Genomic DNA, 14,535 nt, shown 5'->3' on the forward strand with positions numbered 1-14,535 from the left:
CCTCCGGTGCACTTTAGAACGTCAGGCTCAGCTGTGCCCCTGCGCCCCAGGTTTCATCTTCGCCGTACAGACCCATCAGGTCGACATGTACGGTGTTAAGCGGTGCAAAACCCACCCCCGCCGTAAAAACGTTGCTGTCGTTGTTTTTCACATCAGCACGGTAACCCGCGCGAACGGCCAGCCAGTTTAGTGGTGTGACTTCTGCACCCACGCCAACGTACTGAGAGTTCTCTTCGCTTTTAAAGCCTTTGGTTTCGGTCAGGTCACCGTCTGCCGTCAACGTCACGAGATCGGTATGCCAGGCCACGCCTGCCGTTACGACTGGACTGATCTGATACGTATCACGTACCCCATCCACTTCTTTGGTATCGATATCACGTGAGAAGAGGTTTTTCCCCGTCAGACCGACAGTCCAGTTATCGCCGAAATCAGCCGCAAGACCGGCATCGACGTTAAACCCGGTGTCGTCATTGCGATAGCGGCTACTGTTGATATCGCCGCTGTCGAAGTTGTAGATAGAGACGGTGTAGTTATACAGCCAGGTTTTTTGCAGCTTTGGGGTGATACCCACGGAAACCGGTACACCGCTAATATCAAACTGATGCGCCACCGCCACGCCATAGTCTGAAACGATAGCCGCACGACCAAAACCTTTTGATTTGAGATCCTTCGGGTCAATGCCAAAAGCGGCAACAGGGGTTGCCTCCACTAAACGTAGTTTATCGATATCCCCCTGATCGATGTAAGAACTCACGCGAGCGCGAGCATTCGCTTTGGCCACAAATGCGAATGAGAGCACATCATCAGGAATGCTTACCGCGATCCCGCCGCCCGCTTTACCGCTGGCAGTTTTTCCTTTCAGCGAATCCAGCTGATCGGCAAGATTACCTGCTGCAGAAGAAACATCCCGTGAGGCCTGGCTTGAAGGATTTAAGAGATCGATAAGGTTGATAGTATCCAGCGTGCTACGGTACCGACTGACATCGTCGCTGATGTTATCAATCTTATCCCGCAGGTTGTCTTTGTCTGAAATCTGCGCACCAATGGAAGGTAAAATGAGCGTCACACCATCATCAGGTTTCGCTTTCGCCAGCAATGCCGGGTTGATTAACACCCCACTGCCGTAGCTGCCTGCTGCGACGCCCGTGCCCCCCATCGCGTCGCTGCGCGCCTCTGTCCAGGTATTGGCTGCCCCCGCCTGATTTGCCATAAACAAGGAGACAGCGATGCTAACCACCGAAAATTTAAAATGTTTCTTCACAGTATGCTCGTCTTATAATCTGTTATGAAATAACCCCTGTCTGTTATCACCCAAACAGGCACGAACTATTGCTGTGAATAAGTACAAAAAGACCCGCTTTTTCCCTAAGTTAAATCACACCCGGGCCTGTTGTAATTTGTGACGACCCTCAATATTTATAGAAGAGGAAATTATTTTCGCCCAGGTTTTCCATCGTGCGGACCAAAAAACTGGGGCGGATGGTCAACCCAGCGGTCCTCGCGCGTGGCGGCGTACACCGGGTTTAGCGGATAGTAGATGCGGTTGTGCTTTTTATTGGCCTCCCCAACGACCAGCAAGCGCACCTCTTCATCAGTGTTGTTAATGAAGGTGTGGCAGACACCCGTTCCGGCAGGAAAACCCACGCTGTCACCAGGTTCGAGTTTCCACAGATAACCGTTAATCCAGGCCTCGGGGTAACCTTCCAGCACATAGATAAATTCCTCTTCGTCGCTTTCCGCGTGAGGATACGAGGTACGACGCCCCGGAGGGAGACGCTCATGGTGAATACCAATACGGCCCAGGCCCAGCTTGCGGGCCAGCGGTGCACCGATGGAGAAACGCTCGTGACTGTCGGAATAGGTAGAGTCATCTGCCCCTTCAACGTCACGCCAGTGCCGAATACAGTCAGGTCTTTTCATCGTAAATGTCCAGAATTGCGATGCGTCAGGTATAGCACAGCCTGGCGGATCTCGGTGTTTTTACCAGAACATGATAAAGTGAGGGTTTCCCAGCCTATAACATCCGGGGTGCTAAATGGATAAGACCGCAACGCAAGAGCTGTTAGCGCAGGCAGAAAAGCTGTGTGCGCAACGCAATGTGCGCCTGACTCCGCAGCGCCTTGAGGTATTGCGACTGATGAGCCTGCAGCAAGGAGCCATCAGCGCATACGACCTGCTCGACCTGCTGCGCGAAAGCGAGCCGCAGGCAAAACCGCCTACGGTTTATCGTGCGCTGGATTTCCTGCTGGAACAAGGGTTTGTTCACAAGGTCGAATCAACAAACAGCTATGTGCTGTGCCACCTGTTTGATCAACCGACCCACACATCTGCCATGTTTATCTGTGACCGCTGCGGTGTGGTGAAGGAAGAGTGTGCAGAAGGCGTTGAAGACATCATGCATTCGCTGGCAGCCAAAATGGGCTTTGCCCTGCGTCATAACGTGATTGAAGCACACGGGCTGTGCTCCGCATGCGTGGAAGTGGAATCCTGTCGGCATCAGGATGAGTGTCAGCACGATCACTCTATCCTCGTGAAGAAAAAACCACGTTAACCGTGGTGGGATGAAAACCAGGTATCACGCCGCCAGTGGCGATGCCAGATAAACGCCAGAGAGAGGCCGCGCAAGGCAAGAAAGACTGCCAGCGCCAGCCACAAACCGTGGTTGCCCAGAGACGGGAGCGTCAACAGCGTCAGACCAAAGCCTGCCGCTGCGACCGCCATGCTGTTGCGCATCTCCGCCCCTCGCGTCGCACCGATGAACATACCATCCAGCAGATAGCACCAGACGCCCACCACCGGTAAGATCGCCTGCCAGATGAGATAATGACCCGCCAGTTCACGAAGCCGGGGGAGCGACGTGAGTAACGCAATGATCTGTTGGCCAAAACAGGCATAAGTCAGTGCAAACGCCAGCGCCACCAGACCCGCCTGACGACAGGCTGCCCGCCATACATCACGGAGCTGACCGCTTTCACGCGCACCGTATGCCTGCCCGGAATGCGCTTCAACAGCGTAGGCAAAGCCATCCAGCGCATAAGCGGTAAAGGTGAGCAGCGTCATCAGAACCGCATTAACCGCGACAATATCTGGCCCAAGACGCGCCCCAAAGACCGTCAGTGCGCCAAAGCAGAGCTGTAACAAGAGCGAGCGCAACATAATGTCGCGATTAAGCGCCAGCAGTGTGCGGATATTGCCACGCCACGCGGTTTTCAGTAGAGAGACAGAGATACCGCGCATGGTCAGAACATGCCAGACCATCCACAACCCGATAAAAAATGTCCCGTATTCCGCAATTGCCGTCGCCAGTGCAGCACCCTGCACGTTCATATGCAGGCCCATCACCAGCCAGAGGTCGAGCACAATATTGAGGAGGTTTCCCACTACCAGCAGAATGACCGGCGCACGAGCATACTGCACGCCCAGTAACCATCCAAGCAGCACCAGATTTGCCAGTGATGCAGGCGCACTGAGCCAGCGAATTTCAAGGAAACGTCGTGCCTGCTCAAGTACCGTCTCACTGCCACCAACAATGTGCAACGCCAGATCAATCAGTGGGGTACGCAGCAACACGATTAACGCCCCTGCACCGAGCGCCAGAATTAACGGCTGAACAAGCGCACGAGCCAGACGCAGGGGATCTTTCGCACCATATGCCTGTGCCGTCAACCCCGTGGTGCTCATGCGTAAAAAGAGCAGGAGCATAAAGAGGAAGCTGGTTGCCGTTGCGCCGATAGCCACACCGCCCAGATAAACGGGTGAATCCAGATGACCAATCACCGCCGTATCCACCAGCCCCAGCAAAGGAACGGTGATATTGGAAAAAATCATTGGCAGAGCAAGACGCCACAATGCCTTATCTGAAGCCGTCAGCAGTGACATGAAAAAATACCAGGAGCGGGAAATGAATCTGAATCAGGCTACGGAGACTCCGTAGCCTGTCGGGAAGAGATTACAGCCATTCACCGTTGCGAATAACACCTACCGCCAGCCCTTCAATAGAGAAGTTCTGTTCGCGGAGATCCACCACAATTGGGGAGAACTCGCTGTTTTCCGGTAGCAGCTGCACGGTATTACCCTGTTTTTTCAGGCGCTTAACGGTAACTTCATCATCAATACGCGCGACCACAACCTGGCCGTTGCGCACGTCCTGCGTTTTGTGAACCGCAAGCAAATCGCCATCGAGAATGCCGATATCCTTCATGGACATACCGCTTACGCGCAGCAAGAAATCTGCGCTCGGTTTGAACATGCCAGGATCGACCTGATAGTGACCTTCGATGTGCTGCTGTGCCAGCAGCGGTTCACCAGCAGCGACACGGCCAACCAGTGGAATTCCCGTCTCTTCTTCTACCAGCAGACGGATACCGCGTGAAGCACCCGAAACAATCTCAATCACGCCTTTACGCGCCAGCGCTTTAAGGTGTTCCTCGGCAGCATTTGGAGAACGGAAACCCAGACGCTGCGCAATTTCCGCACGCGTGGGTGGCATACCCGTCTGGCCGATATGATCCCGGATGAGATCAAACACCTCTTGTTGCCTGGTCGTTAACGCTTTCATTCCGCCCCCTGGGTGTATATACAGTTATGCTGTGAGTATATACAGTCAAAGGTGATTTTGGAACCAAAAACTGCACAAAAAACCAGGGACTTAATTATTCCTCGAGGCTCATCGGAAATGTGACCAAAGCAGCGTGACCCAGGTGATGACCGCAGTGATAATCGACAGCAGTACAGCGGCAGAACCCATGTCTTTCGCGCGCCCAGAGAGCTCGTGGAACTCAGAGCCGATGCGATCCACAACGGCCTCAATAGCGCTATTGAGAATTTCCACTATCATCACCAACAGTACAGAACCAATCAGAAGAACGCGGGTTATGGCATCAACATCAAGGAAACAGGCGATGATAACCGCGACGATAGCGGTAACACCCTCCTGGCGAAAAGCGGCTTCATTAGCCCACGCGGCACGGAAACCTTTCCATGAATAGCCGGCAGCTTTGATGATTCGGGTTAACCCAGTGGTATTATTGGCCATTAAAAGAACCTTTTATGAGAAATAGCGTCAGTAACTATACACAAAATCATTCATGCAGCATCAAGGCGGCAAGGTGAAGGATGAAGTGTATATAGCTGCAACGCGTTTTGCTGCAGCCCGAAGTATGACGGGTAACAACAGTAATTTTGCGCGCTTTCTGTTATCCTTGCGCCGCAATTGCATTATTAACCAGAGGCTTTACATCGTTTATGTCCGGCTGGCCACGAATTTACTACAAATTACTTAATTTACCATTAAGCGTCCTGGTAAAAAGCAAGTCTATCCCAGCAGAACCCGCGCTGGAATTGGGGCTCGATACATCGCGCCCTATCATGTACGTTTTGCCTTATAACTCGAAGGCCGACTTGCTGACGCTTCGCGCCCAGTGTCTGGCGCACGATTTACCCGATCCGCTTGAACCGTTGGAAATCGACGGGACGCTACTGCCGCGCTACGTGTTCATTCACGGCGGGCCGCGCGTGTTTACCTATTACACGCCAAAAGAAGAGTCCATCAAGCTGTTCCACGACTATCTCGACCTGCACCGCAGTAATCCTGACCTGGATGTACAGATGGTGCCGGTTTCGGTGATGTTTGGTCGTCGCCCGGGTCGTGAAAAAGGCGAAGAGAATCCGCCGCTGCGTATGCTCAACGGCATCCAGAAATTCTTCGCGGTTTCCTGGCTGGGGCGCGATAGCTTTGTGCGTTTCTCCCCTTCAGTCTCGCTGCGCCGGATGGCGGACGAACACGGCACCGATAAGATCATCGCGCAAAAACTGGCGCGCGTGGCGCGTATGCACTTCGCGCGCCAGCGTCTGGCCGCCGTTGGGCCTCGTCTCCCGGCGCGTCAGGATCTGTTCAACAAGCTGCTGGCCTCCAAAGCGATCGCTCGCGCCGTTGAAGACGAAGCGCGCAGCAAGAAGATTTCGCACGAGAAAGCGCAGCAGAACGCCATTGCGCTGATGGAAGAGATTGCCGCGAACTTCTCCTACGAGATGATTCGCCTGTCCGATCGTATTCTGAGCTTTACGTGGAACCGCCTCTATCAGGGGATTAACGTTCACAACGCCGAGCGCGTGCGTCAACTGGCGCATGACGGCCACGAAATTGTCTATGTTCCCTGCCACCGCAGCCACATGGACTACCTGTTGCTCTCTTACGTGCTTTATCACCAGGGGCTGGTACCGCCGCACATTGCTGCCGGTATTAACCTGAATTTCTGGCCTGCAGGCCCGATTTTCCGCCGCCTCGGAGCGTTCTTTATTCGTCGTACCTTTAAGGGCAACAAGCTCTACTCCACCGTGTTCCGGGAATATCTGGGCGAACTGTTTAGCCGCGGTTATTCCGTGGAGTACTTCGTGGAGGGGGGGCGTTCCCGTACTGGACGCCTGCTCGATCCGAAGACCGGCACGCTGTCGATGACCATCCAGGCAATGCTGCGCGGGGGAACCCGTCCCATCACGCTGGTGCCAATCTATATTGGCTATGAGCACGTGATGGAAGTGGGTACTTACGCCAAAGAGCTACGCGGGGCGACCAAAGAGAAAGAGAGCCTGCCGCAAATGTTGCGTGGCCTCAGTAAGCTGCGCAACCTCGGCCAGGGTTACGTGAACTTTGGTGAGCCAATGCCACTAATGACGTATCTGAACAACCATGTTCCGGAGTGGCGTGAGTCTATCGATCCAATCGAGGCGATACGTCCTGCCTGGCTGACGCCAACGGTGAACGGTATTGCAGCCGAGCTGATGGTGCGCATTAACAACGCTGGCGCGGCGAATGCCATGAACCTGTGTTGTACCGCGCTTCTGGCCTCCCGCCAGCGTTCACTGACCCGTGAGCAGCTTACGGAGCAGCTTGATTGTTATCTGGATATCATGCGTAACGTTCCGTACTCCGTTGATTCAACCGCGCCTGCAAGCACGGCGGGTGAGCTCATCGAACACGCGCTGCAGATGAACAAGTTCGAAGTTGAGAAAGATACGATTGGCGACATCATCATTCTGCCGCGCGAGCAGGCTGTGCTGATGACGTACTATCGCAACAACATCACGCATATGCTGATGCTACCGTCACTCATGGCGGCAATCATCACTCAGCATCGCCGCATTTCACGTCAGGAGCTGTTGCGCCACGTTGAAGCCATCTATCCGATGCTAAAAGCTGAGCTGTTCCTGCGCTGGAGCAAAGATGAGCTGGCGGTAGAGCTCGATAAAATGACGGAAGAGATGCATCGCCAGGGGTTGATTACCCTTACTCATGACGAGCTGCATATCAGTCCATCGCGTACCCGAACTCTGCAACTGCTGGCGGCCGGTGCGCGCGAAACACTGCAGCGCTACGCCATCACCTTCTGGCTGTTGAGCGCGAACCCGTCCATTAACCGCGGGACGCTGGAAAAAGAGAGCCGGACGCTGGCACAGCGCCTGTCTGTTCTGCACGGCATTAACGCACCAGAATTCTTCGACAAAGCGGTATTCAGCTCACTGGTGCTGACGCTGCGTGATGAAGGATTTATTAGTGATACGGGTGATGCCGAGCCGGAAGAGACGCTGAAGGTTTATCAGATGCTTGCCGAGCTGATTACCTCAGATGTGCGTTTAACGATTGAGAGTGCGACGCAGGGCGAGTGATGCTATCAGCCCAGCTATCTCTGTGAGAGAGAGAAAACAAAACGGCAGCTATTCGGCTGCCGTTCTTCTATGAAAAGTAACTCATCACCAGCCCTAAAAAAAGCACCAGACCAACATAGTTATTATTCATGAACGCTTTAAAGCAGGCTTCACGTTCGCGCTTTGCAATCAGCTTTTGCTGATATGCAAACAACAACCCCGCCACCAGCACTGACCAGTAAAACGCCCAGTTCAGCCCGTTCAGGCGACCAATCACTACCATCAGCGCCAGCACCGCTGCCTGCAGAATGCCAATGATCAGTTTGTCCTGGCGACCAAACAGGATCGCGGTCGATTTAATGCCAATTTTCAGGTCATCATCGCGGTCAACCATCGCATACTGCGTATCGTACGCTACGGCCCAGAGGATATTCGCCAGGAACATCAGCCAGCAACTGAGCGGCACAGACTCACTCACTGCCGCAAATGCCATGGGAATCGACCAGCCAAACGCCGCGCCCAGCACCACCTGTGGCAGATGGGTATAACGCTTCATGAATGGATAAACCCAGGCCAGCGCCAGCCCTGCAATGGAAAGCAGGATGGTCATCGTATTCAGGGTTAACACCAGCATGAAAGAGAACACAACCAGCACGGCAAACAGCGTAAGCGCCTCTTTCTCGGTAACCTGCCCGCCAGGCAAAGGACGATTAGCGGTACGCTTCACATGCCCGTCAAACTTACGATCTGCATAGTCATTGACCACACAGCCCGCCGCACGCATCAGCCAGACACCGGCGAAAAATACGCCCAGGATCCACAGCGGTGGCATCCCCGGGGTCGCCACCCACAGTGCCCATAAGGTCGGCCATAGCAGCAGTAATGCGCCGATGGGTTTATCTGTACGCATTAAGCGGTGATAGGCCAGCAGCTTATTCTGCGTCAGGCTCCACTCCATTTTTTTCTTCCTCTCAGTACAACGGCGACGCCGGTAAAAAAAGCTCCGTCAGTATTAGCGGCTTACCACTCAGGCGAAGGCGGGAACGACGCCCCCACAGGTCGGCTTCACTTCCAATCTCAATAAAATCCCGGGTAAGTTCAGACGATGTGAAAAGATAGCGCCCAAGAGGCGTTTTCCCCAGCCGTTGCAGAGCCAGCTCCGGTCCGGAAAGAGTGGACTCGGGAACCACCGTCCGACCAGCAAGCCACGGCTCACCGTCAGCACACAGTAAAATTTCACGCAGCCAGTAGCGATTTTCTTTCGGCAACAGCGACAGCTCACTGGCAATTTCATCGGCAGAGACAAACCCTTCCCGAATCATCGTCACCGTGACCGTTTTGCCCTGTTGTTCAAAACGTTTCGTCATGGAATCTTCCAGCAGCAACCAGCCACGTTGCTCCGGATCAAGCGCAGGTATTTGGTCGAAATAGCGTAGCGCACGCAGTTGCGTTAGCGCAGGGTGTGACATGCCAGACTCTCCGATACATAACGTAATGGCATTGTATCGCAGAAAAGCAGATTGAGGGCGGCCAAACGTTATTTAGCGATCACTATCGCAACAATGGCGCAACAGCGCAGGCGGTACAAAAAAAGTGCGCCCACTCAGGCGCACTAAACTACTAACAAATCAGCACTGTGGGGAGACGGTTACCCCTTGCCTTTTACACTGCTGATAAAGGTGGAACGGGCAGTGGTGGAACCTAAACGCTCGGCTTCATCAAGCAGTTTCAGTGCTTTGTCGACATCGCCGCGCTTCACCGCCTGCTTAATGGCATTGTTGAAATAGGTTTCGGTGTCGTTCAGCATCGGATCGGCTTTCTTCGCCGGAGCGGGTGCGGCAGCGGCAACGGGTGCGGCTGCTGCTGTGGCAGCTGGCGCGGTGTACACAGGTGCAGCAGTATTGCCTACGGTGACAGGGCCAGTACCGGAGGAACCAAACAGTGGGCCAACCAGCACGCTGGAAGCATTGTTAGTAGAGACTTTCAGTTTCAGCAGACCGTCGGTGACGTGGCGTGCTAATGGATCCGGAATATCCGGAACAGAGTTACCCGTCCCTTTGGCGTAGGCTTTCGCCGGATCGATAAGCTTCGTGGTCTGCTGCAAATCTTTCTCTGTTGTGAAGACCAGAACATAAATCTTTTGCTGACCCAGGGCAGGCGTCAGGCGCATTTTGCCTTCCAGGCGGTCGGCGCTCATGACGCCAGGCTCCTGGTAGCTGAAATATTCACTCGGGAAAAATGCAGATGGCGTCAGATTCTGATCCAGAATCAGCACGTTAGGTGCAAAGACGCTGGTCTGCTTATTCACTTCACTGGTCAGCGTGAGGGTCAGTTCACCGATGTTCGCCGGTACGCTAAAGGCGGCAACCGGGCCAGTAATTCCCGGTACGTTCAGGGGTTGGCCACCAGCAGAAAGCTGGGTTGACTGGGTTTTGGATTGATCAACCGGGACCCAGGTCAGTTGCTGGAGCGCCGCCGCCGGAATAGCAGGGGCAGCACTGGTATTTTGTGGTACGAAATTGACGTCTGCGAAGGTGATAGCTGGAGCACAGGCCAGCAGCCCCGCAGAGAGGCACAGCGCGACGAGACTTTTCTTCATTTTCATTGTTATTACCTCTGATAGCGTGAGCACTGCGGTGGCCAGGCAATAGCGCGCAGTACCCTAAGGATAGAGGGGCTTACGCCCCTCTTTTTAGGTCATTACGTCAGGTCTAACGAATTACCACCAGATTTCCATCTGGGCACCGAAGGTCCACTCGTCGGAGTCACCACGGCTGAAGGTTTTCGCGGAGGTGTCGCTGTACGCGATGCCAGAGTCATAACCAGCACCGGAGTCACTGTTTGCGTAGCCCCATTTCTCATCCCACTTCGCATAGGTTGCGAAGACACGGATAGCCGGACGGGACCAGATGCTGTCGCCTGCCTGCCATTGCTGTGCCAGGGTGATTTTGTACTGGCTGTTGGTGTCGTCAGTTTTCTGAGACTTAACGTTGTCGTAGCCAACTTCCAGCAGGGTACTCATGATTGGCGTCCATTTGTACATAGGACGCACACCGACGGTCCACCACTTGGTACCGTTGTTGTTATCCAGGTTGATGTCCTGGTACATACCCACATACATCAGATCCCAGGAGTCGCCCAGAGAGATCGCACCGTGGTCCAGCACGCGCCACATGTCGCCGTTGTTGTTGATGCTACCACCTTCCGGACGGCCTTTACCGTTGGAGGTCATAGAGTCAGTTGCGTACTGCAGAACGAACTTGTTGAAGCCCTTCAGCATGCTCTGGGTGTGTTCAGCAGTGAACATCCAGCCATCTTTAGACGCGCCAGGCTGCAGGTAGTAGTCATCAGGAATGTTGGTGTGACCATAGTCAACACCAAACTCCAGCGTACCGCCGTCGTTGATCTGCATCTGTGCTAAACGGACGTCGAAGACATCGTTCGGTACCAGGTTGTCATAAATACGATTACCCAGTGCATCACGGTCAGCGAAGGTTGCAGAACCACCCGATTCGGAAGAACGGGTTGCTGCCAGAGAGAGTTTACCGAAGCCCAGATCGATGTTTTCGATACCCGCACCAGGACCAGAAATATCCCAGTAGTAGAAGTCGATCATGTGAACGTCATGACGTTGATAGAAACGCTTACCGGCCCAAATGGTGGAGCCTGGCAGTGCTTCGATGAGGTTTTTACCCTGCACGTTAGCTTCACGGAAGGCTGGGCTGGTGGATTCCCAGTCGTTCTGCTGAGAAACGGAATACGCGACGTTGGTGTCGAAATAGAAGCTCTTATCACCTTCTTTCCACACTTCCTGGCCCAGTTTCAATTCCGCATAGGTTTCACATTCGTTACCAAGACGGTATTTACTTTGAGCACCGGTTGCCTGGAAACATTGTTGTTCACCGCCACTCCCGGTCCAGCCGATGCCAGAACGAGCATAACCTTTAAAGTCTACGGCACCCGCCTGGGCAGACAGGATGCCTGCCGCAATGGCGATTGCCAGAGGGACTTGTTTGCGCAGAGTAATCATCATTCTATCTCCTGAGATCATTGCTTTTCTTTGAACACTTCACCTGTCGGTTTCGTGTCTTCTTTTGGGATTGCTTAAACGCCTGGCTCTTTATGCAGCCGACGACATGCGGTGCCATCCTCACGGAACAGATGGCAACGCTCTGGCGGCAAACCGATAGCGAATGTGGCACCCTCTTCTACCAACACCACGTCATTCTGGCGGTACACCAGGTTCTGACGAATGGCGGGGATCTGGATATGAATCTGTGTTTCGTGACCAAGTTGTTCTACAACCTGAACTTCACCTTCCAGGGTCACATCAGCGATGTGGCTCGGCAGTAAATGTTCAGGGCGAATACCCAGGGACATGTTTGCCCCTACCTGTACGTTGGCGCTGTCGACCGGCAGCCAGATTTGCTGGCGGTTTGGCAGTTCCACCTGTACCTGTTCAATGGCTGTCGCGGTCACTTTGACGGGCAGGAAGTTCATCTTTGGCGAGCCAATGAAGCCCGCAACAAAGCGGTCTGCCGGGTAGTGATACAACTCCAGCGGTTTACCCACCTGCGCCACACGACCGGCGTCCAGCACCACAATTTTGTCGGCCAGCGTCATCGCTTCGACCTGATCGTGGGTGACGTAAATCATCGTGCGGCCAAGACGTTTGTGCAGACGGGAGATTTCGATACGCATCTGAACGCGCAGCGCGGCATCCAGGTTAGAAAGAGGTTCATCGAGCAGGAACACGCGCGGTTCTGCCACCAGCGTACGGCCAATTGCCACGCGCTGACGCTGACCACCGGAGAGCGCTTTCGGTTTACGCTCCAGCAGATGAGCCAGCTGTAACACTTCCGCCACCTGAGTGACGCGCTGGTTAATCACCTCTTTCTTCGCCCCCGCCAGCTTCAGACCGAAAGACATGTTCTCGGCCACGGAAAGATGGGGATAAAGTGCATAAGACTGGAACACCATACCTACGCCACGTTCCGCGGGCGGGATGTCGTTCATTCGGGTATCACCGATCAGCAAATCGCCGCTGGTGATGGTTTCAAGACCGGCAATCATACGCAGCAGAGTAGATTTACCGCAGCCAGATGGGCCGACAAACACCACGAATTCACCTTCGTGGATGTCCAGATTGATGTCTTTTGACACCACTACATCGCCCCAGGCTTTCGTTACATTACGCAGCTGTACGCTCGCCATGCCCTTCTCCCTTCGTTACAACCTGTCGCCGACAGAAACATTCAAGATAAGTTCACTATGGGGTATCCATTACTTTCGCAAATCCTCCACCCCCCGGCTTTTTTATGGGGGAGGAGGCGGGAGGATGAGAGAGCAGGCTCTGCGACCGCCGCAGGAGGGCTGAGGCAAAATTCGTGAAGCCGCCTGCAAAAATCAGCGTGTTTTTATGTGCGCCAGCACTCATAACCTAGGTTTATGCAACAGAGATCACACAAAGAAGGGGTGGGGCGTAGGACTTGGGAGGATGGAAAGAGGATGTCAAATAAGGAGACTGAGTCACGTTGAACCACCTCATGTATCCACGAGCACATCACCAAAAAAGGATGGCAGATATGAAGATCAAGACTGGCGCACGCGTTTTCGCATTGTCCGCCCTGGCAGCAATGATGATTTCCGCACCGGCTCTCGCCAAAATTGAAGAAGGTAAGCTGGTTATCTGGATTAACGGCGACAAAGGCTATAACGGCCTTGCCGAAGTGGGTAAAAAATTCGAAAAAGACACGGGTATTAAAGTAACCATTGAACACCCGGACAAACTGGAAGAGAAATTCCCACAGGTTGCTGCAACGGGTGACGGTCCGGACATCATCTTCTGGGCACATGACCGCTTCGGTGGTTACGCGCAATCAGGTCTGCTGGCTGAAGTGACGCCAGACAAAGCGTTCCAGGACAAACTGTTCCCGTTCACGTGGGACGCCGTTCGCTATAACGGCAAGCTGATCGCGTACCCAATTGCGGTTGAAGCGCTGTCTCTGATTTACAACAAAGACCTGGTGCCTAACCCACCGAAGACCTGGGAAGAGATCCCGAAACTGGATAAAGAGCTGAAGGCGAAAGGTAAGAGCGCCCTGATGTTCAACCTGCAAGAACCGTACTTCACCTGGCCGCTGATTGCTGCTGACGGTGGTTATGCATTCAAGTATGCAAACGGCAAGTATGACGTTAAAGATGTGGGCGTGGACAACGCTGGCGCGAAAGCGGGTCTGACCTTCCTGGTTGACCTCATCAAGAACAAACACATGAACGCGGATACCGATTACTCCATCGCGGAAGCAGCATTCAACAAAGGCGAAACGGCGATGACCATCAACGGTCCGTGGGCCTGGACCAACATCGACAAGAGCAAAATCAACTACGGCGTAACGCTGCTGCCAACCTTCAAAGGCAAGCCGTCTAAACCGTTCGTTGGCGTGCTGAGTGCGGGTATCAACGCCGCCAGCCCGAATAAAGAGCTGGCGAAAGAGTTCCTGGAAAACTACCTGCTGACCGATCAGGGTCTGGATGAAGTGAACAAGGACAAACCGCTGGGTGCTGTTGCGCTGAAATCCTTCCAGGATCATCTGGCGAAAGATCCACGCATCGCCGCAACCATGGATAACGCCCAGAAAGGCGAAATCATGCCGAACATCCCGCAAATGGCTGCGTTCTGGTATGCCACCCGTACTGCAGTTATCAATGCCGCAAGCGGTCGTCAGACTGTTGATGCTGCACTGAAAGATGCACAGGGTCGTATCACTAAGTAATGCCGTAGTTCCCTCTCCCTTTGGGAGAGGGTTCGGGTGAGGGTTGTCGCTATCCGCACGCCCTCACCCCGGCCCTCTCACCCAGGAGAGGGAGAAGAGATCAAACGTGGTAGAG

The 14,535-nt window shown here is 53.9% G+C and carries 13 protein-coding genes; 3 read left to right on the top strand and 10 right to left on the bottom strand.

What is annotated here, in order from left to right; all coding sequences use genetic code 11:
• Positions 1 to 13: 13 nt before the first annotated feature.
• Positions 14 to 1,261: a conjugal transfer protein TraF gene (locus ACHHZ6_RS18485; RefSeq protein WP_182273392.1), complete on the bottom strand. Its 1,248-nt coding sequence runs from the start codon at positions 1,259 to 1,261 to the stop codon at positions 14 to 16.
• Positions 1,262 to 1,431: 170 nt separating this feature from the next.
• A complete protein-coding gene (locus ACHHZ6_RS18490; protein WP_182273391.1) occupies positions 1,432 to 1,920 on the bottom strand; it encodes a cupin domain-containing protein in 489 nt (162 codons plus the stop codon).
• A gap of 115 nt (positions 1,921 to 2,035) precedes the next feature.
• Here ACHHZ6_RS18490 and zur point away from each other — a divergent pair, with 115 nt between their 5' ends.
• Positions 2,036 to 2,551: a zinc uptake transcriptional repressor Zur gene (zur, locus tag ACHHZ6_RS18495; protein WP_182273390.1), complete on the top strand. Its 516-nt coding sequence runs from the start codon at positions 2,036 to 2,038 to the stop codon at positions 2,549 to 2,551.
• Here zur and dinF read toward each other — a convergent pair.
• From dinF to ACHHZ6_RS18510, 3 genes are all read right to left on the bottom strand, one after another.
• Positions 2,548 to 3,879: an MATE family efflux transporter DinF gene (dinF, locus tag ACHHZ6_RS18500; RefSeq protein ID WP_395122839.1), complete on the bottom strand. Its 1,332-nt coding sequence runs from the start codon at positions 3,877 to 3,879 to the stop codon at positions 2,548 to 2,550. The two genes, zur and dinF, sit on opposite strands and share 4 nt — an antisense overlap.
• Before the next feature lie 70 nt (positions 3,880 to 3,949).
• Positions 3,950 to 4,558, bottom strand: a complete 609-nt coding sequence (gene lexA, locus ACHHZ6_RS18505) for a transcriptional repressor LexA (RefSeq protein WP_025757830.1) — start codon at positions 4,556 to 4,558, stop codon at positions 3,950 to 3,952.
• Between the two features lie 108 nt (positions 4,559 to 4,666).
• Complete coding sequence (locus ACHHZ6_RS18510) at positions 4,667 to 5,035, bottom strand: diacylglycerol kinase (protein ID WP_182273387.1); 369 nt, start codon at positions 5,033 to 5,035, stop codon at positions 4,667 to 4,669.
• Positions 5,036 to 5,244: 209 nt separating this feature from the next.
• Here ACHHZ6_RS18510 and plsB point away from each other — a divergent pair, with 209 nt between their 5' ends.
• Complete coding sequence (gene plsB, locus ACHHZ6_RS18515) at positions 5,245 to 7,665, top strand: glycerol-3-phosphate 1-O-acyltransferase PlsB (RefSeq protein WP_182273386.1); 2,421 nt, start codon at positions 5,245 to 5,247, stop codon at positions 7,663 to 7,665.
• Positions 7,666 to 7,732: 67 nt separating this feature from the next.
• Here plsB and ubiA read toward each other — a convergent pair whose 3' ends face one another.
• From ubiA to malK, 5 genes are all read right to left on the bottom strand, one after another.
• A complete protein-coding gene (gene ubiA / locus ACHHZ6_RS18520; protein ID WP_182273385.1) occupies positions 7,733 to 8,602 on the bottom strand; it encodes a 4-hydroxybenzoate octaprenyltransferase in 870 nt (289 codons plus the stop codon).
• Positions 8,603 to 8,615: 13 nt separating this feature from the next.
• The gene (ubiC, locus tag ACHHZ6_RS18525; RefSeq protein WP_395122840.1) at positions 8,616 to 9,113 is read right to left on the bottom strand and encodes a chorismate lyase; all 498 of its coding nucleotides are present in this window, start codon (positions 9,111 to 9,113) and stop codon (positions 8,616 to 8,618) included.
• Positions 9,114 to 9,292: 179 nt separating this feature from the next.
• Positions 9,293 to 10,249, bottom strand: a complete 957-nt coding sequence (gene malM / locus ACHHZ6_RS18530) for a maltose operon protein MalM (protein WP_182273383.1) — start codon at positions 10,247 to 10,249, stop codon at positions 9,293 to 9,295.
• 114 nt (positions 10,250 to 10,363) lie between these two features.
• Positions 10,364 to 11,677 carry a maltoporin gene (locus ACHHZ6_RS18535; protein WP_182273382.1) on the bottom strand — a complete coding sequence of 438 codons (1,314 nt, stop codon included), beginning with the start codon at positions 11,675 to 11,677 and terminating at the stop codon, positions 10,364 to 10,366.
• Positions 11,678 to 11,748: 71 nt separating this feature from the next.
• Entirely contained in the window at positions 11,749 to 12,858 is a 1,110-nt protein-coding gene (gene malK, locus ACHHZ6_RS18540; RefSeq protein ID WP_182273381.1) for a maltose/maltodextrin ABC transporter ATP-binding protein MalK, read from the bottom strand.
• Positions 12,859 to 13,229: 371 nt separating this feature from the next.
• Between malK and malE the strand changes: the two genes are divergently transcribed.
• Positions 13,230 to 14,420, top strand: coding sequence for a maltose/maltodextrin ABC transporter substrate-binding protein MalE (gene malE, locus ACHHZ6_RS18545; RefSeq protein ID WP_182273380.1), 1,191 nt, complete (start codon positions 13,230 to 13,232; stop codon positions 14,418 to 14,420).
• Positions 14,421 to 14,535: the final 115 nt, after the last annotated feature.

Source organism: Enterobacter cloacae complex sp. 2024EL-00214 (genome assembly GCF_043945575.1).
Classification (GTDB): domain Bacteria; phylum Pseudomonadota; class Gammaproteobacteria; order Enterobacterales; family Enterobacteriaceae; genus Enterobacter; species Enterobacter cloacae_P.